Genomic DNA, 23,984 nt, shown 5'->3' with positions numbered 1-23,984 from the left:
CAGTGGTCACGTTAAGAGGATTGAAAGATCTTGCTCGGGGTTTGGTAATTTATTGCTCGGGTTTGAATTGATTTTTCTCGTCTTGTCATATATCGGAGTCATTAAGACTTTGTTCACGGTTCTGGTATTGAGCAAAGTCTATGGTTGAGCGCGTTGCAGCCGTAACAAGGGTTCACAAGTACGGTGGAACAACGGGAGCCGAGATATTGGCTCCCATTTATTGCGCAATCAGTGGGGGAAAGTGGAAAGTTTGGTATATATTTCATTAATAAGGACTTATAAACTTGCCCTCTCCGGAACCGCTAGGGTTTTAGATCAACCACCATTAAGGAATGGAATTAATGCTTGCGCTTAAACGCATCAGTGTCTCTTTGTTACTCATTGCTACATTAGGTGGCTGCTCTTCGTTACCAGAACAAGTCAATCACGTCCAAGAATCGGTTGTCGCCCCACAACAAGGCGCACTTTGGAGTGTGAGCCAGCAACATCCTGCTCAACCTGATGAAGCCGGTGACAGCGCGGTACTGATTCAAGAGGCGGGTTGGGATGCTCTGTCTCAACGTTTGGCATTGGTTGAAGCCGCAGAATATACCATCGATATTCAGTATTACATTTGGAACTCCGATGCCACGGGTGGTTATTTGGCTAGTCGACTGCTTGCCGCTGCTGATCGCGGGGTAAAAGTTCGCGTGATGTTAGATGACATCAACTTGAACGAAAGGGAGCCATTATTGAATGCGTTAGATGCGCATCCGAATGTCGAGATCCGCATTTTTAACCCTACCCCTAGTCGTAGTGGTTTCTCTAAATGGTTCAGCTTCTTGTCAGATTTCTCTCGTCTAAATCGACGTATGCACAACAAATCCTTCACTGTAGACGGTGTGTTCTCGGTAGTAGGTGGACGCAATATTGGTGACGAGTACTTTGATTATTCCGATGAAATTAACTTCAGGGATCGCGATGTTCTCGTCAAAGGCGGTGTGGTCGGTGAAATCCAATCGAGCTTTGTTGAGTATTGGAATAGTGAATGGTCTTATCCAGTGTCTCTACTCAGTGAGGATAAAGCGCCAGACCTATCATTATTAGAGGGACTCAGTACGCCAAGCTACGTTAACTATCCATCGTTACCAGAAGGAAAAGAGCAAGCGAATGTGTTTCTTGACCAACTAATGGAAGAGATGGTTTGGGTCGAAGCGCACTTTGTTTACGACCGACCAATTCCGGTTGACTCAGGTGAAACTGATCAGCCAAAAGAGACGGCGGTGATGTTAGGTGAACTCGCGCAGACATCTCAGCAAGAGATCTTATTGGAGTCAGCCTACTTAGTATTTGATGATGGTCAGCTTACCGAGTGGCAATCTCTCAATGATAAAGGTGTTGAGATTAAAGCGTTGACCAACTCTATGGCGTCTAATGATTTAGTGACCAACCATTCGGCTTATGCAGGTCGTCGACAAGAGATGTTAGAGCACGGCATTGATCTGTTTGAGTTGAAGCCGGATTCAAAGTTATGTGAAGCTTCAACGAAAGATGCAGAAAAGTGTGCTCCCTATGTTGCTTATGGTCTGCATGCGAAATCCGTGGTGTTTGATAAACGAATTGCCAGTATCGGCTCGTTTAACTTCAACCTTCGTTCAACGTATTTGAATACAGAGTCTATCTTGCTGATCGATAGCCCAGAAGTGGCGGGTGAACTGGCTTCGACGATCAGCGAAGCAATGAACATCGATAATAGTTGGCGTCTTGATCTAGAAGATGGCGATGTGCGTTGGTATTCCAGTGATGAAAGCTGGACCTCGGAACCAGAAACGGGCCAATGGGAGCGCGCGCAGTCTGGATTCCTACAGTTGTTACCGATAGAGAAGTATCTATAGAACGGTCAGACTGGATACGTTGGAATAACTACTAAAAAAGGCTCCTAACTAGGAGCCTTTATCATTTATATGTATGCGTGCCTTAGAACTTAACTTGGTAGTTCAAAGTGTAAGTACGGCCGCGGCCACGGTAGTCATAAGCTGCTGATTCGTAGTGTGTTGCGTATAGAATCTGTGCGCGCTGACCCCAAATAGTGGTGTAGTCTTTATTAAGTAAGTTTTGGATACCAAAACCTAGGCTACCGACTGGTAGTTGGTAAGTACCAACAAGGTCGAAGACAGTGTAACCATTGAGCTTGTTGTCGCTGTCATCTTCGTAGTCAAACATGGTTTGGCTCTGAACTTTCAGAGATAGGTCAGCTTCGTACCAGCCTGCCCAAGCGTTCGCTTTTGATGTGCTCGCTTCACCTGCTGATTGATCTTCCCAACCATCATCGCCTTTCACTTCTGAAACAACGTAGTGGCCAGATGCACCCAGCTGAACGTTTTCATGTACCCAGTAAGAAGCAAGCGCCTCTAAACCATAAACACGTTTCTTATCGTCGATCTCTTCGATCAGCAGCGTGTTTTTGTTGTACTTAACATTCTTGTCAGACTGAGAGTAGTAAGCCGCAGATTGCAGGCTTAGGTCACCAGTGTCTAAGCGGTAGCCAAGTTCAAAGCTGTTGGTCTTGATGCCAGACATCTTAGAGTCATTCACATTGATGCTGTCATTAAGCGTCCAGTGATCGCCCACTAAGGTGTAGTTGCCTTGACCGTAGTATTTTGCCGGATCGGCTAAATCGAAACCTTGTGAGAAGTTGGCCCAAACTTGTGAATCACTGTTTAGATGATAAACCGTACCTAAGTTGAATAGACCAACACCGTAATCCGTTTCACCGCCGGGAACTGTATCTGCACTGGTTCCGTTACCTGCTGCGATTTGCTTTTGTTGTTGGTAGCCAACGAAGTCGTCAATGGTGTTTTTCATGTATTGGTAACGGAAGCCACCCTCTACAGACCAGTCATTCGTGACATCGAAACCAGCTTGAACAAAGCCTGCGATAGAGGCGACTTCAACACCTGGATAGCGTCCGACTTCAGCGAAAGTCTTGTTGATCAGGTTACCCGAGTTGTTAGCAATCGTCGGATCGTAAAGTGCTTGGTTGCTTTCAAGCGTATCTTGGTAAGCGTCTACACCATAAACAATGTTGAAGCGGTTGAAGTCTTTCGCAAGTGCTGCCTTTAGCGAGATCACATCGGTGATTTGCTGACCAGAAGATTGGAAGTAAGGCGTATAAGTTTGGTCTTCTTTACGATATGACGCTTCAGCAATCAGCTGGTGGCCGAGGAACTGTTCATCAATGTATGACGCGCTGAGCATGATACGCTCAGTGCCATGTTCTCTATCCGAATCAAAGCCTTTACGAACATCCACGAAGTCACGGCCAACAATGTACAAACCGTATGGAGAGTCTTGTTGGCTATCGTAGTACTGCGCCAGGAAGTTGAGCTTTTTGGTCTCAGAGACATTGACGCCAACCGTCGTTAGGAAGTCGACAGTTTTATTGAATTGCAGAGATCCTTGAGAGATGTCTGGTGTAACGATATCGCCATTCGCGTCAAAGAAGCCCTGAGTTTCTGTGTAGATAACTGACGAGCGTGCTTGAACGGTTTCATTGCCGCCCGAGATCGATTGTCCAACTTTGTAGTCGAAATCTTCACCTGAGTTGAAGCCTGATGTACCGCCAACAAAAGATTCAAATTCAAGCTCTTCGCCATCTGCTTTTTTGGTGATGATATTAATCACACCGCCGGAAGCACCAGCACCGTAGATTGACGTTGCGCCCGAAAGGACTTCAATTCGTTCAATGTTAAATGGGTCGATAGAGTCTAGGTGGCGGCTGATTTGACGTGAAGATTGCAGCGATACGCCATCAATCATCACCAGCATCTTTCTGCCGCGCAAGTTTTGACCGTAGTTAGTACGGGCACCGCTGCTCACATCCAATGATGGGATAGCGCTTGCTAGGATTTCTCCTAAAGACTTACCACCACGGTATTCTTGTTCAATCTGCTGTGGTTCGATGTACCAAACAGTACCTGGAATATCACTAATGGCTTTTGGGGTACGACTAGATACCACAACCATTTTTTCGTCGGTCGAGTAATCTTGAGCTTGGGCTGTGAATATGGAACTTACCGCCGCTACTGCTAGAGCGACTGTGGAAAGTTTGAAACTTCCTTTTTCGGTTTTCATTTTATTCTCTGCAATTATCAATGAAAGGCTGCACACATTTCTTGGGCGTGATGACTTTATTTTTATTGTTTTTATTGAGAATCAAACGGTTGAACCTAGATCAAGCACATGCTTGTTTTTGCATTTGATTCTAAATAAGAATTATTATTATTGTGTTTTTGTTGCGAAAAAACAATATGTAAATGCGATTTATTTTCAAATGCAACAATAGGCGAGCAGATGATAATTGGTCTTTTTAGTTTGGGTTTGATTTAAATTATTGATTTGTTTGTTTATTTTTATTTTATTGGGGCGGGGTGGTTAGGGCGGCGCAGTGAAAGGCCACCCTGTTGTTCAGTTGTTTTTTAGAGAAATACTACTGATGATTTGCTCTCGTTGTTCTTGAGATACATTCATCACATCTTGGTAAGTACGCTTCATCACGCGTACATCATTCTCAAGTAGCTGAGCGAGTTTCTCCGAAGCTGCTTGGTTGTTCCCATCTAAAACGAGTTCCATGATATCTAGACGTCGTTGACATGAACGGCTGACTGAAGATTGGATGTGCATAGAGACCAAGTCGGTCGCTTTACGCAGTCGATTTTGTTGTTGCATCATACCGAGCAAGAAGCGGTTACCGGAGCTTGCTGCAAGAATTTCGTGGAAGTCTGCACTCAAGGTGAAAAGTTGGCTAGCGGTGATTGATTCTGGATTCTTGATAGCATGAACATGGCGTTCGCGACACTTTTCCAGTGCGTCGCGTTTTAGTTTCCACGTTGCTTCAAGCAGACCAGCAGGTTCAAAAATCAAACGGCATCGGTAACTTTCGGTGTGTCTTTCAAGGGAGTTGAGTACACCATCCAGTTGCCACTTGTAGCCTGGGCTGCGTCGGAATATTGCATCGTTTTCCAATAATCTGAGTACTGACTGGACTTCACCACGATTGGCATCATAGCGTTGCTGGAGTTCATTTTCCGAAAATGAATCGCTGATCTCGCCGAAAAAGATGTCCATGAGTAATTTTAGATAAAGCTGTTCTTGACGGGCTTGCTCTTGATTGTTTTGCTCGCCAGTTTCGATATCACATGCATCGATCTGCAACACAAACCCCTTGTATGGAACAGATTTAGCCACACCTTGATCAGACAAGTGTTTGAGCACTGCTCGCATAGGAGTTCGAGAGACTTCAAACTGCTGAGCAAGAGAGGATTCATTCAAACTGCTTCCCGCCACGGCGTTCTCCTCTTTGAGCCGCGTTACTATTTTGAAGAGTAAATCCCGTTGAAGGCGTGTGATTGCTGATGTGTCCATATCGTCCAAAACTGTTCAGGGTAGTGTGAAACCTAAGGTCGGTTGTTGCGCCTAAGGCAGGTGGTTGCGCTCATGGTAAACATAAACACCAGCGAATACCATAAATTGTGTTTTTGTTGCAGAAATACAAAGCGTTGTTTCGAGAAGAAAAAAGCCCAGTGATTTATTGGTCACTGGGCTTGCTCTTTGAGTATTGGTTCACGAAATCTCGTTAGCGTCTCATCAAGTAGAGGAAGTAACCTCCACCAATCAAAGAGGCGAGTAGGCCCGCCGGGAACTGCCACGGGAACCAGAGTGTTCGACCAATCCAATCAGCACAAATCATGATAATGGCGCCGAGTACGGCAGCGGTAAGCATTTGAGGCATGGCTCGATATTGGTGAAGTGAGCGGGCCATATGGGGAGCCAATAGACCGATGAAACTCAGTGGACCGATTACAATCGTACATAACGTGGTAAGTGCCGCCACGAGCAGCAACAAAGCTAAGCGTACTAGAGTCGTGTTCATACCCAAGCTAGTTGTGGTGACTTCGCCTAGGTTGATGAGCTCTATCCAGCGATGCAGCGACAGTGACAATGAACCGATCACCAAAACGCCGACGGCAAGCAGAGTGACATCACTCCATGCGACAAGGTAGGTGGAGCCAGATAACCAAGTCAGTAGTGCGGTGGCGTTCTCATTGCCAGAGCTCACAGCGATTCTGAGCAGCGCATCCAATCCAGCACTTAATGCAATACCTGTCAGCAAGGTTTGGGTCGGCGCAAAGTTGTGTTTACGCCCCATCAGCCAGACCACACCAGTCACCGATGCTGCGCCTAATGTTCCCAATAACATCTGCTGTTCACGCTCAATCGCACCACCCATCAAGGTACCGAGTACTAGTGCTAAAGCAGCACCCGAACTGATACCGAGAACTTCTGGGCTAGCCATTGGGTTGCTTGATATACGCTGAATGATAGTGCCAGCAAAGGCCAATCCAATACCGGCAAACAGTGCAACAAGTACCCTTGGTAAACGAAGTTCAAGCAGAGATGGACTTAACTCTATGCTCCAACCTAGTTGGTTTCGCCCGAGTGTGATTGAAACCGCACATACAACGACGAGTACCAACAGCATGGCAGCAAGCACCTTGCCAGTGGCAACATGTTTGAAATGTTCAATGTGTTCACCGCGAGTTTTTAGTTCGGAGTTCAATTTAGTGCGTTGTAGCAGCCATAGCAGGAAAGGTGCGCCAATCAGAGCTGTCATGGCTCCCGTTGGCAGAAGTTCACCACCTACGCCAGAAAAGGGTTGGATCATTAGATCGACGGTTAGCAAGATAGCCGAACCAATGAAGCCACTGGTTATGATCTGTTTGGCAAGTGCTCGCACGCCGAGCATACGTGCGATGGCAGGTGCAACAATCCCGACAAAACCAATAATTCCCACTTCGCTTACGACTGCAGCTGTGATGAAAATTGCCAGTGACAAGCAAAGAAGTTTAACTTGTTTGATGTTAACGCCCAGGGATGTCGCGACATTATCGCCAAACTGAAGTGAGGCTAGGGGGCGTTGTAGCATCAGCAGCAGTAACGTAGGAAGGCAGACCAAAGGTAATAAAATCTGGGTACTGGTCCAATCGTTTTGGTTGAGTACGCCTGCTCCCCAGACAAACAAACTAGTGAGCTTTTGCTCATGCAGCATGAGTAGCATGGTATTCAAGGAACCCAAAAACAGGCTAACGACCATACCTGAGAGCACCATGTGCAGTGGTGAGTAACCACGAGTTGAGCTCAACAGGAATACCAAGCCGGTAGCTAAACATCCGCCGATGAAGGCTGGAATGAAGCTCGGAAAATTCAGGCTTGCTGGTAAAAACAGAATTCCCAGCACCATGCCTAACTCTGCGCCCGCTGCTACACCTAGTGTTGTCGGAGAAGCAATTGGGTTTCGCAGCACAAACTGCATCACACACCCCGCGACAGCAAGAGCAAACCCGCAAAGCAGGGCGACGGTGATTCTGGGTAGGTAGGTTAAATGAGTAATGATGTGCTGGTAGTTGGTGGAGTCATACTCAAACAAGGTGTCCCAAATGAGCCTGATCCCTTGTGAATATGGGGCGGTTATCTGAAGCAATGAGCCGATCACCAAAACAGCAGTGACGAGTAGCCCTGCTGTTTTGATTCCAAATACGCCGACTTTTGGCGGTGAAGCGTGAACTGAGATCATGGTTGCTGATTTAAAGGTTTGTTGGTCAATTGCTCGGTGATGTGATCGCTAAATCTTTGTGCTGCAATCAGTCCGCCAAATGTCCAGATAGCCGGAAGTTCATAAACCGAATCATTGCGAGTGAAAGCCATCGCTTGCCATAGTGGAGAACTCGTCAGTTTTTTGCGCTCGTTGTCGGTAAGCGGGCCGAAAATCATAACGTTAGCCTTTTGGTGCTCGGCGAGTTTCTCAATTCCAGCGGTGCTGAACCCCCAAAGGTTGGTTTGCTCATTCCAATCGTTTTTTAGTGCCATGGCTTGGATTGTGTCTTGAGCCAATGAACCTTCACTATGAACTCGCAACGTTTTGTCATTGATAAAACGTGTGAAAAGAAGTGGTTGAACAGAGTTACCTGCCGCACGTATTTGCTCACCGTTTGCTGAAAGGCGTTGCTCGGTTTGGGCAATCACCTGCTTTGCTTGAGCTTCACGTTCAAACAGTTGGCCTAATGAGCGTGTTACCGATTTTGCCGATTCTAGGGGCTGCTTCTTCTCACTGTAGATACTGTAAACCAATACCGGTGCGATTTTGTTAAGCGGTTCATAGGCTGCGGCCATGTGCTTGCTGATCAAAATGACATCAGGTTGAAGTTTGGTGAGTAGTTCTAGATTAGGCTCTCTGCGAGAACCCACATCGACAGCCTGTTTGTTAAGTTGCGGTTGAACAACCCATTGTTTGTAGCCCTCTGCATCAGCAATACCTTCGAGATCGACACCTAAACTTAGAACGGTTTCAGATAGAGCCCAATCCAGTGCGACTATTTTCGTTGGTGTGGTTTCGAAGCTAGTGGTGCCCATCTCATGAGTCACGTCTAAGGCATGAGCATTGAGACTGAAAGTGCACACAAGCAGAGTAAAGAATTTTTTCACAACACGTTCCTTTTCTTATGGGATGTAGCTGATCGGTTGACCTGTTATTGGATGACTGAAAAGTGCGAGCTCCATACCGTAGATCTTGGTGAGCGTCTCTGGAGTCATCATTTCTTGAGGGGTACCTGACGCTATGACTTGACCAGAGTGCAATGCAATCAGATGGTCACTGAACTTAGCGGCCATGTTTACGTCGTGCAGTACCATGATTACGGTCAGACCTAATGACTGGTTAAGCTCGTGAATTAATGCCAAGAGCTCGTGCTGGTGAGCAACATCGAGCGCCGATGTGGGTTCATCAAGTAAGATGCATTGGCTTTGTTGGGCTAATAACATCGCGACCCAAGCACGCTGCCTCTCGCCTCCCGATAGTGTGGCGACGAATCGTTGAGAAAATTCGCTTAATCCTACTTTCTCAATCGCTTCATCGACGATTGCGTAGTCATCTTTGCTGTAACGCCCAAATGCGCCTTTCCATGGATAACGACCAAAGCAAACTAACTCACGTACCGTTACACCATCGGTAATCGGTGGGTGCTGAGGTAAGTAAGCGACTTGGTGCGCAAACTCAAGGTGACTAAACGACGAGAGTGGTTTTTGATTAAAGGAAACTTGCCCCTGAGTAGGACTATTTTGACGGCTTAATAACTTAATTAAAGTCGACTTTCCGCACCCATTATGGCCGAGTAATGTCGTGACTTTTTTAGGCTCAAAATTCAGGCTCGTAGGAGAGAGAATTGTCTTACCGTCGATTTCAAATGATGCATTGGTAAGCTGATACATAATGAAATATGAAGTTGAGTTATAGGTAAAGAGCCGTTAATGTTAGCACAATGAAATTAAAATGATAATTATTCACATAATCAATAATAACAAATTCTGATCTGGCGTTTTTCATTTCGAGTTTATTTACTCTTATTTACGCCCTTAAATTATGCTAGCAATAAATAATAAAAAGTTTCACTTAATGTCGATTGGCCTTATTTCCGCCCTGATGGGAATTGGGCAAAATGGGTTACTTGTATCACTGCCATTTTTGGTAGAGCAGTCGGCCTTTGAACTGCCTACATGGTCTGCTCTGATTGCTGTGGGCAGTCTGCTCTTTCTCCCATCAGCCCCGTTTTGGGGGCGATATAGCGATAAACATGGTCCAAATCGAGTGGTTATCCAAGCACTAGCGGGAATGACCATAAGTTTTCTGTTGCTTGCTGTGTTCTCTATGTTGAGCCTATCGGGTGATATTAATGTAACGTTATGTTTTTTAGGGTTAATTATCGCAAGGGTGATTTACGGATGCACTGTGTCTGGAATGGTACCTGCGAGCCAGCATTGGGCAATAATATTGTGCGGAGAACAACATAGACTAAAGGCGATAACAGCGGTCAGCATTGGATTAAGTAGTGGACGATTATTGGGGCCAATTGTTTCTATTTTTGCACTAAAGTTGAATCCTTTTGCACCGTTATTTTTGATGGTTTTGTTGCCATTTGTCGCCCTTATTTTTGCGTTAATAATGCCTATTCCAAAGGTCGAGTCCTCTATTTCTAATAATATAAAACGCGAATCTTGGTTACCTAATAAAAGCTTATCACCGTACCTTATTACTGGGCTGCTACTTTGTGCATCGGTTGCGTTATTGCAATACAGTTTATCGCCTTTGATCTATTCATTTACTGAATGGCCCTCAGAGAAGCTAAGCGACGCGATCGGTATTTTATTGAGCATCAGTGCTTCAATGACACTGTTTTCCCAAGTGTGGATTGTGAAAAAAGAGAAGGTGACGCCTCGAATGATGTACTGGGTTGGCTCAATCGCCTTCCTAGTCGGGATGTCGTTGTTCACCATTCCTCATTTGTTGGCCTTTGGGCTGGCGATGGCTGTGACCTCCGTTGGCGCCGCATTACTGGTGCCTGCTTATACAGCGTCAGCAACAGATAAGTGGAGCAGCTCGCCGGGGACGGTGGCTGGTTATATCTCCATGTCTCACACCATAGGTTATGGAGTGGCGGCGATGTTGGCATTTAGCGTTGTGATTGATCCACTGTACCCGATTTATCTTTGTATTGCTTTTTCAGGGGTGATCGTCACTTTGGCATTGTGGACAAGAGGTGAGAGTAAGAAAAAAACCGCAGAAACGGATGTTTCGAGACAAGCTTGATAAGAGATATTTGACTATTTTGAAGCATAACCCTTGGCACATAAAGAGTGGTTATAGTCGTCATAAGTGGAAAATTAGAGTAGACCAACTAGGCTAAATGAAAACGCTAACCCTTTCATTTTATAAATAACATGGTCGTTGCTATGAAGAAACTAACTCTCTTGTCAGTTGCTATTTTTTCCACTCTCTCTTTTTCATCTTTTGCCAAAGATTGTGATTCATCACTGTTGCCTTCTTGGAAGGACAGCGCCAGTAAATCCGCCATCGTTAAATTTGTTAAGCAAACGAATAACAAGCAGGCCGATACCTATGTACCAGTAGAAGAGCGTATCGCTGTTTTCGATAACGATGGCACGCTTTGGTCTGAAAAACCGTATTACTTTCAACTAGCATTCGCACTGGATCGAGTTAAAGAGATGGCATCTGAGCATCCAGAGTGGAAAACAGAAGAGCCATTTAAATCTGTGCTCGCTGATGACATAAAAAGCGTTCTGTCGAGCGGAGAAGAGGGGTTACTCAAACTTATTCTAGCGACCCACTCTGGAATGACGGTGGAGCAGTACCAGAGAGATGTCGACCAGTGGTTAGCCGTCGCCAAAGATGAGCGGTTCGACAAAGCTTATACCGAGCTTACCTATCAGCCAATGAAAGAGATGCTGACTTACCTGCAAGATAACAATTTTAAAACCTACATTGTGTCTGGTGGCGGTGTCGATTTTATGCGAGTTTGGGCTCCAGAAACTTACAATGTACCAACGGAACAGATCATCGGTAGCGCACTCAAATATAACTACAGTTACAACGATGGAAAGCCAACGGTTGTAAAAGACTCTTCTATCTTAACGATTGATGATAAAGCAGGAAAAGTCTCAAATATTCAGCATATTATTGGCAAAAAGCCGATTCTAGCCGTCGGGAATTCAGATGGCGATCAAGCGATGATGCAGTGGGCGACTAGCCAACCAAACTCAATGGCGATGATTGTTCACCACACCGATGCGGAACGTGAGTGGCAGTATGACCGTGAATCCCATGTTGGACGTTTGGATAAAGCACTTGATGAGGCGAACCAACGTGACGAATGGGTGCTAATCGATATGAAATCGGATTGGTGTCAGGTGTACTGATGGTGTTGTTAAAATGGGATAGCATGGCTGTCCCATTTTTATCATAAATGTTTAAAGCGACATTAGCCTCGAACTTGGCTAGGCGTCGTCCCAGTCCAGTTGCTATAGGCTCGAATAAAAGAGTTAGTCTCTTGGAATCCTAATAAGAAAGAGACCTCAATGATTGGCAGCTGCGTTTGCTGTAAATAATAGTCGGCCAACTCCTGACGTACTTTTTTGAGTACCCATTGATAGCTGTAGTTCTCTTCCGATAGCTTTCGTTGCAGAGTTCGCTTACTCATGGCTAACTGTTTTGCCACATACTCAATACTGCTCTCTCCTTGCGGTAGAGAACCAACCAAAACCGTAGAGACACGATCAAGTGTGGTGTTTTCTGCCTGCTGCGCTTCCAATCTTTGCTTTAGCTCATTATCAAACATATTGAGCATCGCCTGATTTTGGGTCAGGAAAGGAGCATTAGCATCGGTGGCTCTGAAACGAATCTGAGCCAAATCCCCTTGTTGTATTTCACATCCAAAATACGTTTCGTATGCTGCGAGATGGTTAGGTAAGCCTGGCAACACCACCTTCAAAGGCTGAACGTGTGTGCGAGTCGCCATTCTCGCTAATTGCGTCATGAAGACCATTTCAGTTAGGTTGAGTGTTTTGGGTAACTCCCCCTCGTACCCATAGCAACCAAACGTAAGCTGCGTCGCAGTATTGTCCTTTTCGATATCGAGTATCATCGGCCCAATTAATGGTTTGTAATCGCGCAAGCGCACTAGTGCAGCGTTGAGATTATCACTGCACATTGCGGCATAGATTGGTACATCACATGATTCAAAACTCAGTACTTCCGCAAGTTTGAGTGGCATTTCTGTTCCATGAGATGCGGCTTCGATGCCATGCCAAATTCGGAAGTATTGGGCAGGAGTTAGTTGCACTTTTGGTTGCTCAAAGAGCCCTTGAGGAAGACCTGCATGAGCCAGTATTTCGTGTACATCCAGACCTAGATCATTAAAGAGTACTTTCCAATTGGGTGGAATGGTGAATTTACTGGCTCGTTTCATCTCTTTTGCCTCACTTTAAAACAGGTTTAGTTCTTTTCCATCGCTTGACGAGAAATCTTAAGCGCGGTCTTGCGTGGCAAAAGAGGGATAATCCAATTAATCATAAATTTAAGCGGTGCCTCATTGAAAGCGACAAGCTCACGCTTTTGCATCGCTTCATAACCGCACTCAGCGACGGAACGTGCGGATTTAGCATTTTTCCAGATGTCGACACCATCGAGATTACCAGCTTCAACAAAACCGGTATCGACCGCTCCAGGGCATAGGGCGGTGACACTGATGTTGTGGTCTTTGACCTCTTCCGCTATCGCTTGGCTAAATGAAGTTACGTACGCTTTGGTTGCGTAATACACTGCTTGCAATGGACCGGGCATGAAAGAAGCGGTCGATGACACGTTAAGGATTTGGCCATAATTGCGCTCAACCATGCCTTGTAAGTAAAGGTGGGTTAGGTTGGTCAGAGTCACCATATTTACTTGCATCATGGATTGTTCATCAACTAATTCTCGCTCTGCAAACTTACCGTGCCCACCAAAACCCGCGTTGTTGATCAGTGTATCAATCTGAAGTTCTTTAGCTTGCGTGTAATTAAATACTTGCTGAGCGGATTCGGGTAAAGATAGGTCTTTTGCAATCACCTCTACATTGACCGAGTAAGTATTTTCCAATTGTTGCTTAAGAGCGTTAAGTTTGTCTTCTGAACGAGCGACGATGACTAAGTCATGGCCCTTTTCAGCATGAATTTTTGCGAGTTCTAAACCAATGCCGTTTGATGCGCCTGTGATAAGTACTGTTTTTGTCATGATGCTACCTTTGTGCTGTCTCGTGGTGTGTTCACATATTAGCCACTGCAGCGATCTAGGTAATATCCGATCACGACAACAAGCAATCTGATCGCGCCAACACATAGTGGCATGCGGCGACACACTGAGAAGAATGAGTTGGTATGAGGTTCTCCCGCTATCTCTTAAATCTGTCTTTTTTACACCTCGATGAAAGTTTTTCCGCGCTAGCTAGGTCGAATATAAGTGGAGTCTATGAGTTGTGTGTTTTTAAAGCTCTATTGAATGAATATGGAGGTCAAATTATGAAGTGGTTTTTTCTATCTCTAACTATACTGTTCGCCGCTGGGTGTCAGTCTACTGCGTCGTCTTCAACAGAGGATGACAGCGTCTGGGTACATACAGGTGGTTGTGATAACTAACTTTTCTTTGTTCTTCTCTGTCGCAACGGCATAAATACCCTCACTTTCTGCTGAGGGTGTTTTATTTTAAATCTATAAACTGATTCCATATTTCTGTCTATTATCAATCTAATTCCTCATTGTTAGACTTCTCCGCAATAAAACAGCGCTCCGCCGATTGGGCATCATTTAGAGCGCGTAACTGGAGACACCACTATGCAATATGAGGGAAAAATCTACCGCCCTTGGATTGAGGCTCGCAGCATCCTGATTCAAACCACACTCGGATGCAGCATTAATACCTGTACGTTCTGTAGCATGTTTGATGATAAGCGCTTTAAGGTGCGTGATATCGAGGATGTGTTTAAAGATATTGAAGAGGCACGTCAGATATACCCATACGTTGAGTCGATTTTCTTAACTGATGGCAATGTTATGGCAGCGCGCACCGATTACTTGTTGAAGGTACTGAATAAGCTCAAGTACACCTTTCCAGAGAGCCAAAGAATCTCTTTGTATAGTGGGTTGAACGATTTTCGTCGTAAGAGTGTTGCAGAGTTGAAAGAGCTGAAAAGTGCGGGTCTTGATATGGCTTATTGCGGCTTAGAGTCTGGCGACCCAGTGGTGCTCGACCGAATTAAAAAACGCATGAGTCAAGAGCAAGCAATTGAAGGTATGGCGATGGCGAAAGAAGCAGGTATCGAAGTACTGCTGTCGTTTATCTTCGGCTTAGGTGGTCGTGAACGCTCTAAAGAGCACATCATCGAGACCACACGTATTCTGAACATCACCAAGCCGGAACACATTGCGCCAATGGCCCTTGCGATCCAACCGGGAACCGTGATGGAGCAAGAGGTCAAAGACGGTACGTTCATTATGCCGACACAATTGCAAATCCTTGAAGAAGAAAAGTATCTACTTGAAAACTTAGAGATAGATACTTTCTACTGGGGCGATCATGGCAACAATATTGTGCCTCAGAAAGGATATTTGTTGGATTCTCGCGAGCAATTCTTAGCGCGCGTAAACCACGCCATCGACAGCAATCCGATGGCTGCACAAAACATCATCCAAACCTATTCTTGGTAATGAGGCAGGCGGGAGCGAGGCGTTCGCTCTCGTCTAATTTTAATACGATTTGCGTCTAAATATTGTTCGATGCTGTGTGCTGGATCTCATCGTTTTTAGCACTCAGTTGCTAAGGTATTTATGACACATTCTCTAATTTCAGCCTGAAGGCTCTACAAAAGGAAAGAGGTCTCTATGCTAGGTGAAAACCACTCTCTTGTTCATGAATTCCCAGAAATGAAAGATAAAATTGCTCAGCTTGCAGAAGATAATGAAAACTTTGCGACTGACATGAAAACCTACAACGACTTAGATAAAGAGATTCGTAAATTGGAGCTAAACGGCTCGCCGATTGAAGATGGTCAAATGCACCAAATGAAGCACGACCGTTCAGTGCTTAAAGATTCGCTTTATGCGCGACTAACCGCTTAACCAAGACAGTGATAAAGCAAACACAATGAATAAGCTCCTTCGGGAGCTTTTTTTGTGTCTGAAGTAGCAGAACTTGTACGGTATAGAGATTGTATTACTTCGAAAACCAAGCATAATAATCAGTATTAAATTATAACTTTCAAGTTTTTGTTGGTAATCAGATGAATATTGAACACCTGAAATTGTTTGTTCGCTTAGCTTCGACTCATAACATCAGTATGGCTGGGCAAGAGCTCGGGCTGTCACCAGCGGTTGCAAGTTCGCATATCAGTAAGCTCGAAGACAATTTGGGAGTACGCCTTGTGCATCGTACTACCCGTAAAGTGTCATTGACTGAAGAGGGGCAAGCATTTCTGCCGCATGCCGAAGAGGTGTTGTCTAGCGTAGATGCCGCTCGTTCAGCAATTGGCGTCGGCAGTGACTCTCCAACGGGCACGCTTAGGGTAACGGCATCGGCATCATTTGGTCGCTTGCACTTGGTGCCTGCTTTGGCCGGTTTTATGGAAGCTTACCCGGGCCTTAAGGTTGACTTGAGATTGTCTGACACAGTGGTCGATATGGTCGAGGGTGGCTTTGATATTGCGATTCGTATCTCTGAGCTCAAAGACTCTTCTTTGATTGCTCGAAAGCTTGCGCCGGATGATCGTATTATCTGTGCCTCTCCTGATTACTTAATCAAATATGGTAAGCCAGTCACTCCTCAAGACTTAAACGATCATCAGTGTAACAGTTTGATCGGGCTTGAGAACTGGACGTTTCAGACTGAGACAGGGCCTGTCACTGTAAAAGCGAATGGTCCATTTCGTACTGATAATGGTGAGGCTCTGAGAGATGCTGCTATTGGCGGAATCGGTCTAGCCATTGCCTCAACATGGTGTGTTTACGATAAGCTAAAAAGTGGTGAGCTTGTTCGCGTGTTAGACGACTACCCGCTCACCTCTGAGCCATCTATTTGGGCTGTCTATCCTAGTTCGCGTCTATTGGCGCCGAAAGTGCGTGCATTCATTGATTACTTCTCTGAGCATTATGGGGCGCCACCCTACTGGGATATGTAGTTTCAGGATGACAGTTAAATGTGAAAAGCCCGCATAGTAGCGGGCTTTATTGTATTCGCTGTTCGTAATTCGCTTAAGCTAGCTTCTGTGCAAGCGTGTGTTCAATCGACTCAACCACCAGTTGCGATTTATTACCATGAATGGCATCTGGATGTGGGTTTGCAAATACTCCATTATCGTTATCGAAATATTTGCCATGAGCGTTCGCAAACTCATCGGATAGCGATGCGCGTACCAAGATACCCGAGCCAATGCTTAAGTCACCGCCCGCAATTCCGTAGGCATCTTTTACCATTTTACTGCCAAGTAGTGATGCCGGGTTCACCGCCACAACCATTGGACCATTGTCTGCTAACTCGGTTGCCATTTCGCGAGTCCACATAGTGATAGCGAGCTTACTTTGTGCATAGGCTTCTCCATCTGACAGTGGTTTACGACCTTCTAGCGCATCAATACTCACCGGCGCTTGAGCTGCAGAAGATAGGTTCACCACTCGGCTAGAGCTGTCTAACAGTGGTAGTAGTCGCTTGGTTAAGTGATATGGTGCGAGAGTATTTACCACAAAGCGCACATCCAAATCATCTGAAGTGATTGGGTTTGGCGTGTTGAAGACACCCGCATTATTAATCAGCACGTCGAGTTTTGACTGCTCTGCTAATACCTTGCTCGCCAAGGCTTCTACGTCCGCCAATATCGATAGATCCGCCACATAGCTTTCAATCTTTGCTGTGTCTGAAATGTTCGCGAGCTTTTGTTCAACGTCTTTTAATTTTTGTGGATTGCGACCGTGCAACAGAACGTGATGACCTTGTTCAACCAGTGTTTTTGCTGTTTCAAAGCCAATGCCATCAGTAGCGCCTGTAATCAGAATAACTTTTTGCATGGTATCTATTCCTTATTGAAACGCTGAGTGAGCAAGCGTTTATGTGTTTGGTTTCGTTGAGATAAAGCATAGCAAGGTTTTGAAATGGTGATAATTAACGGGCTGATGAAAACACTCTTTAGATTTCGTTGAAAATAAAAAAGCTTAGTCGGGGGAAGACTAAGCTTTTGCTTGCTCGAATTAGCTAGGTGCTGTTAGCTCACTTGAGAAAAACTCACCACTTTTTGCTCAAGTGTCGTCTTTAAGTAGTCCGTCACCATCTGTTGCTCTTCATCGCTCATGTATAAGCCAAGTTTGGTACGACGCCATAACATATCTTCTGAAGTTTGAGACATCTCTTGCGTGATCAAGTAGTCGATTTCACGTTGGTAAACACCATGTGCTTCCGACGAGAACTTCTTACCAAGATCTTCTTCACAAGTTGCACCTGCGAGTAGATCCCAAGTCTGAGTACCAAACTGCGTGATGTAACGAAGCAGTAGACCTTTTGAAGCCCAAGGATACTTAGAGTTCATCATGTCAGCCAATTGTTCGCGACTGCAGCTAAAGTTACCACCTGGTAGCGTATCGGTTGCTGTCCATGCTGGCCCCATATTCGGTAGGAACGGTTCTAGCTTTTTCAATGCCGCTTCACCGAGCTTACGGTAAGTCGTGAGCTTGCCACCGAACACCGAAAGCAGTGGCGCTTGATCAAGTTCAGCATCAAGCTCTAACGTGTAGTCACGCGTGATCGCCTGTGGTGAGTCAGACTCGTCGTCACAAAGTGGTCTCACGCCACTGTATGTCCAAACCACATCTTCGGTAGTTAGCTGCTGCACAAAGTGTTGGTTAACAATATCGATTAGGTAATCGACTTCATCATCCGAGATAGCAACTTCGCGAGGATCGCCTTTGTACTCAACATCTGTTGTACCGATGATCGAGAACTTATCTAGATAAGGGATCATGAAGACGATTCGATTATCTTTGTTTTGAAGAATATACGCTTGAGGCTCATCGTGAATACGTGGCACGACAATGTGCGAACCTTTGATCAGGCGAATATTACGTGGAGATTCTTGTTCAAGACCATCATCAAAGAACTGTTTCACCCAAGGACCCGCCGCATTCACAAGGGCTTTCGCTTTACGTTCGAATGTTTGATCTGTCATTACGTCGCGAATCGTTACAACCCATACACCGCCTTCTCTGCGTGCTGCTTCTACGCGACAGTAGTTACGGGTTTCAGCGCCATTTTCTTTCGCCGCAAGTACATTCAGCAATACCATTCGAGCATCATCTACCCAGCAGTCTGAGTATTCGAAACCGACTTTCATTTCAGGTTTCAGTAGGCCTGATTGCGCTAGGTTAACTGTCTTACTTGCTGGAAGCGTAGTTCGTTTCCCCAAGTTATCGTAAAGGAATAGGCCACAGCGAATCATCCACGCTGGACGCAAGAATGGGCGATGCGGTAAACGAAAGCGCATTGGTTGCGCGATGTGTGGCGCTTTTCTTAACAGAACTTCACGTTCTGCTAGCGCTTCTGATACTAAACGAAACTCGTAGTGTTCTAGGTAGCGTAGGCCACCGTGAATGAGTTTTGAACTTGCCGATGACGTTGCTGATGCGTAGTCGCTAGCTTCGTATAAGCCTACCGTTAGGCCGCGTCCAGCTGCATCGGCTGCGATACCTGCGCCATTAATACCACCACCGATAACGATCAAATCTAAAGTGGAGGATGAACCATTATTTGTATTATGTTGTTGAGCACTCATGATTTTGACCTCTTGGTGAGCGAACGAGCATTTTTGAAACTCATTGAATCCTACTTTAACTTTCGTTTTTGGTCACTATTTATTTTCGTTTATGCGCGTTTAATGTGATTTGAACATAAAAAAACCTCTATTCGATATCGAATAGAGGTTTTTATTAACAATTGATTAAAGTGTAGACTGGTTTTTTGCGCAAGCGAACATATCTGAGTGCAAATGATAGATTCGCGAAATCAATGTCTATTCTGAAGGGGCTGAGCGCGTTTCAATCACTTCCAGTGGAATTTCAGCTTCTTTAAGAATGGTGTGAATCTCTTCTGGTGGCTGCTGGTTAGTGAAAACCATGTGTGCTTGATTAATATTGCCTAACTTCACCATCGCATTACGACCGAACTTAGAGTGGTCCACTGCAATGAAGATACTGCGGCTGTTCTCAATGATGGCCTGTTTTACTCGCACTTCATGGTAATCAAAATCGAGCAGTGAGCCGTCGAAGTCGATGCCACTGATACCTAGGATGCCAAAGTCTAGGCGGAACTGTTTGACGAAATCGAGTGTCGCTTCGCCCATGATTCCACCATCTTTATTACGTACTTCGCCGCCAGCGAGGATTACCTTGATCTCAGGGTTTGCCAGCAGGATAGTCGCGACATTGATGTTGTTCGTCACAACACGCAACTGTTTATGGTTCTTATTGAGGGCACGAGCGACAGCTTCCGGTGTAGTACCAATATCAATGAACAGAGTCGCGCCATCTGGAATGTGTTTTACCACCTCGTCAGCAATGACGTCTTTTTCATTGAAGTTTAGCGTTTTACGCGTGTTGTAAGAGGTATTTTCAGAGCTTAAAGGAATAGTGGCACCACCGTGGTAGCGGCGGATTTTGTTGCTGTCTGCGAGCTCATTGAGGTCGCGTCGAATGGTTTGTGGGCTTACATCAAACTTCTCAACGAGTTCGTCTGTGCTGACGTATCCCTGTGTTTTCACCAGATCGACAATCTGCTGGTGCCTTGGTATCTGCTTCACTTACTGCTCCCATGTGCCTAGATCTTGATCTAGAACACCAATTTCGAAAATATATACTCGCTCTATTGTGCGCGAATTGGCGCGATGTGAGAAGTTTCTATGCTGAGTTATCGGGGCTAAAACGCAAAAAGAGCACGACAGGCGTGCTCTTTTGAGTTTCGTTTGGTGATTTTGGTTAAATCACCCCCCGATTTATAACGAATTAATCTTCGTTTTCTTCATCGTCGTGAAGCTCAGACCATACTTGTGCGCACTTGATTGCACGTTTCCAGCCTTTGTAGCGACGGTTACGCTTTTCTTCGTCATGGTGCGGTTCGAATGTGCGATCAAGAACGGCTTTGTCTTGAAGCTCATCGATGTTGTCCCAGAAGCCAACTGCAAGACCCGCAAGGTAAGCTGCACCTAGGGCTGTTACTTCGGTTACTTCAGGACGGTGAACTTCTGTATCCAGAACGTCAGATTGGAACTGCATTAAGAAGTTGTTCGCTACCGCGCCGCCATCAACACGTAGGTTGGCTAGCTTGATACCCGAATCTGCTTGCATTGCGTCTAGTACGTCGCGAGTTTGGTAAGCGATGCCTTCCAGTGTCGCACGAATGATGTGGTTAGAGTTAACACCACGAGTTAGACCAACAATAGTACCACGAGCGTAAGCATCCCAGTATGGTGCGCCTAGGCCAGTAAATGCAGGAACAACGTAAACACCGTTTGATGTATCTACTTTTGTTGCGAAGTACTCAGAGTCTTTCGCATCAGCCAGAAGCTTCATTTCGTCACGTAGCCATTGAATTGATGCGCCACCCATGAATACCGCACCTTCCAGTGCGTAAGCTGGTTCGCCTTTAGGACCACATGCTAGTGTCGTTAGTAGGCCGTTTTTCGATGTTACTTTCTCTTGGCCTGTGTTCATTAGAAGGAAACAACCCGTACCGTAGGTGTTCTTCGCTTGACCCGCTTCCACACACATTTGACCGTAAAGTGCAGCTTGTTGGTCACCCGCAATACCTGCGATTGGGATACGAGTACCGCCTTTACCACCCAAGTTAGTTTGGCCGTAAACCTCAGAAGAGCGCTTCACTTCAGGCATCATTGATGCTGGGATACCCATCTCGTCTAGTAGCTTGCTGTCCCAACATAGGTCGTTGATGTTAAACAGCATAGTACGTGATGCGTTTGTGTAATCTGTTACGTGAACGCGGCCTTGAGTCATCTTCCAAACTAGCCATGTATCGACAGTACCGAATAGCAGCTTACCAGCTTCAGCGTCTTCGCGAGCGCCTTCAACGTTGTCTAGAATCCATTTTACTTTGGTACCTGAGAAGTACGGGTCAAGGACTAAACCTGTATTGTCACGTACGTAATCTTCTAGGCCACGCGCTTTTAGGTCTTCACAGATATCAGCGGTACGACGACATTGCCATACAATTGCGTTGTAAACAGGTTTGCCAGTCTCTTTGTTCCAAACAATCGTTGTTTCACGTTGGTTGGTGATACCGATACCAGCAAGTTCATCACTGCGGATGCCTGCTTTCGCTAGTGCTTCAACCAGAGTTGAGCTTTGTGTTGCCCAAATCTCCATTGGATCGTGCTCTACCCAGCCTGCTTTTGGATAGATTTGAGTAAACTCTCGTTGAGACGAGCTAACAATGTTCGCATCATGGTCGAGGATAACAGCGCGAGAGCTTGTTGTGCCTTGGTCTAGCGCTACAATATATTTTTGCTCGGTCATGGTAAGAATCCTTTTTATTTCGTTATCTATATTTTAGTAAATGTTGGAAGGCTTAGGGGTTAAGCACGAGCTTGTTCAGCTTCTTCTTCTGTTTCACATTGATTCGGAATAGTACAACCTTGGCCCGTTGCAGGTAGGTATGCCGCGATGGCTTTCGGGTATAACCAGCCACCAAAACACGCACCAGCAATTGGAGCAAGAATTGGAACAATAAAGTAAGGGATGTCGCGAGCACCGCTCAGCGCGTAGTCCCAACCTGCAAAGTAAGCGAATAGCTTAGGACCGAAGTCACGCGCTGGGTTCATCGCGAAACCTGTTAGTGGACCTAAAGAGCCACCAATTACAGCAATTAGAATACCGATAAGCAGTGGGTTCATTGCACCGCGAGACGCACCGTTGTTTTCATCGCCAAGCGCAAGAATGGCAAACATTAGAACAGCTGTAATCACAAATTCCACAGCAAAAGCGCCAAAGAAAGAGAGGGAAGCGTGTGGGTAAGTCGAGAAAATACCAGCTGTTGCAAGAGCGTCTTGGCTGCTACGTACGAAGTTATTCGCGATTTCATAGTCAGTAAACAAGTTGCTGTAAAGAGTGTATACCAGCGCTGCTGAGCAGAATGCGCCAAGCATTTGAGAGATGATGTAAGGCACAACCTTCGCCTTATCAAATCCGTGGAACATAGCCAGTGCGATAGTCACTGCAGGGTTAATGTGTGCACCAGATACGCCAGCAGTACAGTAAATTGCGATGGTCACGCCGAAGCCCCATACAATACTGATCTCCCATTGGCCAAATGCTGCGCCAGTTAGTACGAGTGCAGCTACACAGCCTACACCGAAGAAAATAAGTAGTCCTGTCCCTATAAATTCTGCTAAGCATTCGCCGAATAAAGAGGGGTGTTTTTTTATTGTCATTGTTCGAGTCCTTGTTAGTTTGCTTGTCTAGCACGTGTATTGTGCATATATTTGCGAACCCGAAAACAAACGAACATTAAAAATGAGCGTTTGAGCATGAATTTGTTAATGAAACGCGGTTTTATTGTTAATTAGCGCAACTTTGATCACAAATGAAACTCATATGAAAGAGGAGTGGGTATTTCGATGGTTGTTTTGATGACAGTTGCGAACATTCACTTCGAGCTAAAACTACTCGTATGCGCTGCAATGCACAACTGGTACGACAAGCCGAGAGTTTGATTTTGTGACGTTACTGGCTTGATGACCGAAATGTAATCAAACGGTTGTTTAAATTGCGCGCAAGAGTCTCTGGTACTGAAACTGGACTTTCTAAATGTGATGTGGTCGTGCGGCTTGTTTTATTGTTGTTACTTTTTTGATTTTCGAAGTTCGTAGTCAAGAATCGAATTGCAGTAACGATGTATCGTTTGAGGAAAGCAGTCGTACTTATCTCCTTTTTACGACCGCTTTTGTTTCACCTAACTCCTTTCCCTTATCCTTATGCCAATGCTTTTACTTTGCCTTTACTGACCAGAAGATCACGGGCTGAATCGTAAGCCCAGTTAAAGCCAATCGCATACACCACGAAGAAAACAACTAAGCCAATATCCATGATAAGCACGGTTAGAAAGTCGAGTTTAAGTACCCACATCAACACTGGTAGTGTCACGGTCATTAACCCAAGCTCAAAGCCAAGCCCGTGTAATACGCGCGTTTTCTTGGTTCGTTTTGTTCTATCTGCTCCGAAGATCTTGTCGTAGCCGTAGTTGTAGACATAGTTCCAAGCCATGGCAATTATCGACATCGCAAGCGCTAACCCCGCCATTTCCCCAGCGCCGTTACCAGTAATATAAGTGGCAAGCCCTGCCATTAAAACTAATGCAACTAGCTCAAATAGCACCATGTGTAAGATTCGTTCTTTATGTGACATTTTGTTCTCTCTTTTCTGTTCAGTTGGGCATTTGTCCCCTTCAATGGTGGCAATAATATCGATTATGTTGATAATAAAAAGATGGTAACTATCACTAATGGTGATAATAGGCAGGT

The 23,984-nt window shown here is 45.4% G+C and carries 19 protein-coding genes; 6 read left to right on the top strand and 13 right to left on the bottom strand.

Features of this window, described 5'->3' with window-relative positions:
- The first annotated feature begins 341 nt into the window (after positions 1–341).
- A complete protein-coding gene (locus KI743_RS07275; protein ID WP_285465769.1) occupies positions 342–1,874 on the top strand; it encodes a phospholipase D family protein in 1,533 nt (510 codons plus the stop codon).
- Positions 1,875–1,956: 82 nt separating this feature from the next.
- Here the strand turns inward: KI743_RS07275 and KI743_RS07270 are convergent, their stop codons facing one another.
- From KI743_RS07270 to KI743_RS07250, 5 genes are all read right to left on the bottom strand, one after another.
- Positions 1,957–4,113: a TonB-dependent receptor gene (locus tag KI743_RS07270; protein WP_285465768.1), complete on the bottom strand. Its 2,157-nt coding sequence runs from the start codon at positions 4,111–4,113 to the stop codon at positions 1,957–1,959.
- Positions 4,114–4,446: 333 nt separating this feature from the next.
- A complete protein-coding gene (locus KI743_RS07265) occupies positions 4,447–5,403 on the bottom strand; it encodes a GntR family transcriptional regulator (RefSeq protein WP_285465767.1) in 957 nt (318 codons plus the stop codon).
- A gap of 211 nt (positions 5,404–5,614) precedes the next feature.
- Complete coding sequence (fhuB, locus tag KI743_RS07260) at positions 5,615–7,612, bottom strand: Fe(3+)-hydroxamate ABC transporter permease FhuB (RefSeq protein ID WP_285465766.1); 1,998 nt, start codon at positions 7,610–7,612, stop codon at positions 5,615–5,617.
- The gene (locus tag KI743_RS07255) at positions 7,609–8,520 is read right to left on the bottom strand and encodes an iron-siderophore ABC transporter substrate-binding protein (protein ID WP_285465765.1); all 912 of its coding nucleotides are present in this window, start codon (positions 8,518–8,520) and stop codon (positions 7,609–7,611) included. Before KI743_RS07255 ends, fhuB begins: the two co-directional genes overlap by 4 nt.
- A 15-nt stretch (positions 8,521–8,535) precedes the next feature.
- Positions 8,536–9,303, bottom strand: a complete 768-nt coding sequence (locus KI743_RS07250) for an ABC transporter ATP-binding protein (protein WP_285465764.1) — start codon at positions 9,301–9,303, stop codon at positions 8,536–8,538.
- Positions 9,304–9,487: 184 nt separating this feature from the next.
- Between KI743_RS07250 and KI743_RS07245 the strand changes: the two genes are divergently transcribed.
- Positions 9,488–10,678, top strand: coding sequence for an MFS transporter (locus tag KI743_RS07245; protein WP_285465763.1), 1,191 nt, complete (start codon positions 9,488–9,490; stop codon positions 10,676–10,678).
- A gap of 143 nt (positions 10,679–10,821) precedes the next feature.
- Entirely contained in the window at positions 10,822–11,805 is a 984-nt protein-coding gene (locus KI743_RS07240) for an HAD family phosphatase (protein WP_285465762.1), read from the top strand.
- Between the two features lie 62 nt (positions 11,806–11,867).
- Here the strand turns inward: KI743_RS07240 and KI743_RS07235 are convergent, their stop codons facing one another.
- Both KI743_RS07235 and KI743_RS07230 read right to left on the bottom strand, forming a co-directional pair.
- The gene (locus KI743_RS07235) at positions 11,868–12,854 is read right to left on the bottom strand and encodes an AraC family transcriptional regulator (RefSeq protein WP_285465761.1); all 987 of its coding nucleotides are present in this window, start codon (positions 12,852–12,854) and stop codon (positions 11,868–11,870) included.
- A 26-nt stretch (positions 12,855–12,880) separates the two neighbouring features.
- The gene (locus KI743_RS07230; RefSeq protein ID WP_285465760.1) at positions 12,881–13,657 is read right to left on the bottom strand and encodes an SDR family oxidoreductase; all 777 of its coding nucleotides are present in this window, start codon (positions 13,655–13,657) and stop codon (positions 12,881–12,883) included.
- A gap of 596 nt (positions 13,658–14,253) precedes the next feature.
- Here KI743_RS07230 and KI743_RS07225 point away from each other — a divergent pair.
- The 3 genes from KI743_RS07225 (at position 14,254) to KI743_RS07215 (ending at position 16,592) form a co-directional block, all read left to right on the top strand.
- Complete coding sequence (locus KI743_RS07225) at positions 14,254–15,126, top strand: radical SAM protein (protein ID WP_285465759.1); 873 nt, start codon at positions 14,254–14,256, stop codon at positions 15,124–15,126.
- A gap of 174 nt (positions 15,127–15,300) precedes the next feature.
- A complete protein-coding gene (locus KI743_RS07220; protein WP_150869889.1) occupies positions 15,301–15,537 on the top strand; it encodes a YdcH family protein in 237 nt (78 codons plus the stop codon).
- A 161-nt stretch (positions 15,538–15,698) separates the two neighbouring features.
- The gene (locus KI743_RS07215) at positions 15,699–16,592 is read left to right on the top strand and encodes a LysR family transcriptional regulator (protein WP_285465758.1); all 894 of its coding nucleotides are present in this window, start codon (positions 15,699–15,701) and stop codon (positions 16,590–16,592) included.
- Between the two features lie 73 nt (positions 16,593–16,665).
- Here KI743_RS07215 and KI743_RS07210 read toward each other — a convergent pair whose 3' ends face one another.
- The 6 genes from KI743_RS07210 to KI743_RS07185 all read right to left on the bottom strand — a co-directional run bounded on the left by KI743_RS07210 (position 16,666) and on the right by KI743_RS07185 (position 23,868).
- Positions 16,666–17,475 carry an SDR family NAD(P)-dependent oxidoreductase gene (locus KI743_RS07210; protein ID WP_285465757.1) on the bottom strand — a complete coding sequence of 270 codons (810 nt, stop codon included), beginning with the start codon at positions 17,473–17,475 and terminating at the stop codon, positions 16,666–16,668.
- A gap of 194 nt (positions 17,476–17,669) precedes the next feature.
- Positions 17,670–19,229, bottom strand: a complete 1,560-nt coding sequence (gene glpD, locus KI743_RS07205; protein WP_152469938.1) for a glycerol-3-phosphate dehydrogenase — start codon at positions 19,227–19,229, stop codon at positions 17,670–17,672.
- Between the two features lie 237 nt (positions 19,230–19,466).
- Complete coding sequence (locus KI743_RS07200) at positions 19,467–20,252, bottom strand: DeoR/GlpR family transcriptional regulator (RefSeq protein WP_032550593.1); 786 nt, start codon at positions 20,250–20,252, stop codon at positions 19,467–19,469.
- A gap of 202 nt (positions 20,253–20,454) precedes the next feature.
- On the bottom strand, positions 20,455–21,981 hold the full coding sequence (glpK, locus tag KI743_RS07195) for a glycerol kinase GlpK (protein WP_285465756.1): 1,527 nt from the start codon (positions 21,979–21,981) through the stop codon (positions 20,455–20,457).
- Between the two features lie 59 nt (positions 21,982–22,040).
- Positions 22,041–22,895, bottom strand: coding sequence for an MIP/aquaporin family protein (locus KI743_RS07190; protein WP_150869894.1), 855 nt, complete (start codon positions 22,893–22,895; stop codon positions 22,041–22,043).
- 541 nt (positions 22,896–23,436) lie between these two features.
- On the bottom strand, positions 23,437–23,868 hold the full coding sequence (locus tag KI743_RS07185) for a PACE efflux transporter (RefSeq protein ID WP_285465755.1): 432 nt from the start codon (positions 23,866–23,868) through the stop codon (positions 23,437–23,439).
- Positions 23,869–23,984: the final 116 nt, after the last annotated feature.

This window comes from Vibrio sp. D420a (assembly GCF_030248625.1).
Lineage (GTDB): Bacteria > Pseudomonadota > Gammaproteobacteria > Enterobacterales > Vibrionaceae > Vibrio > Vibrio fortis_A.
Note: the sequence above shows the minus strand (reverse complement) of the source record. Positions and strands in the feature narration are given on the sequence as shown.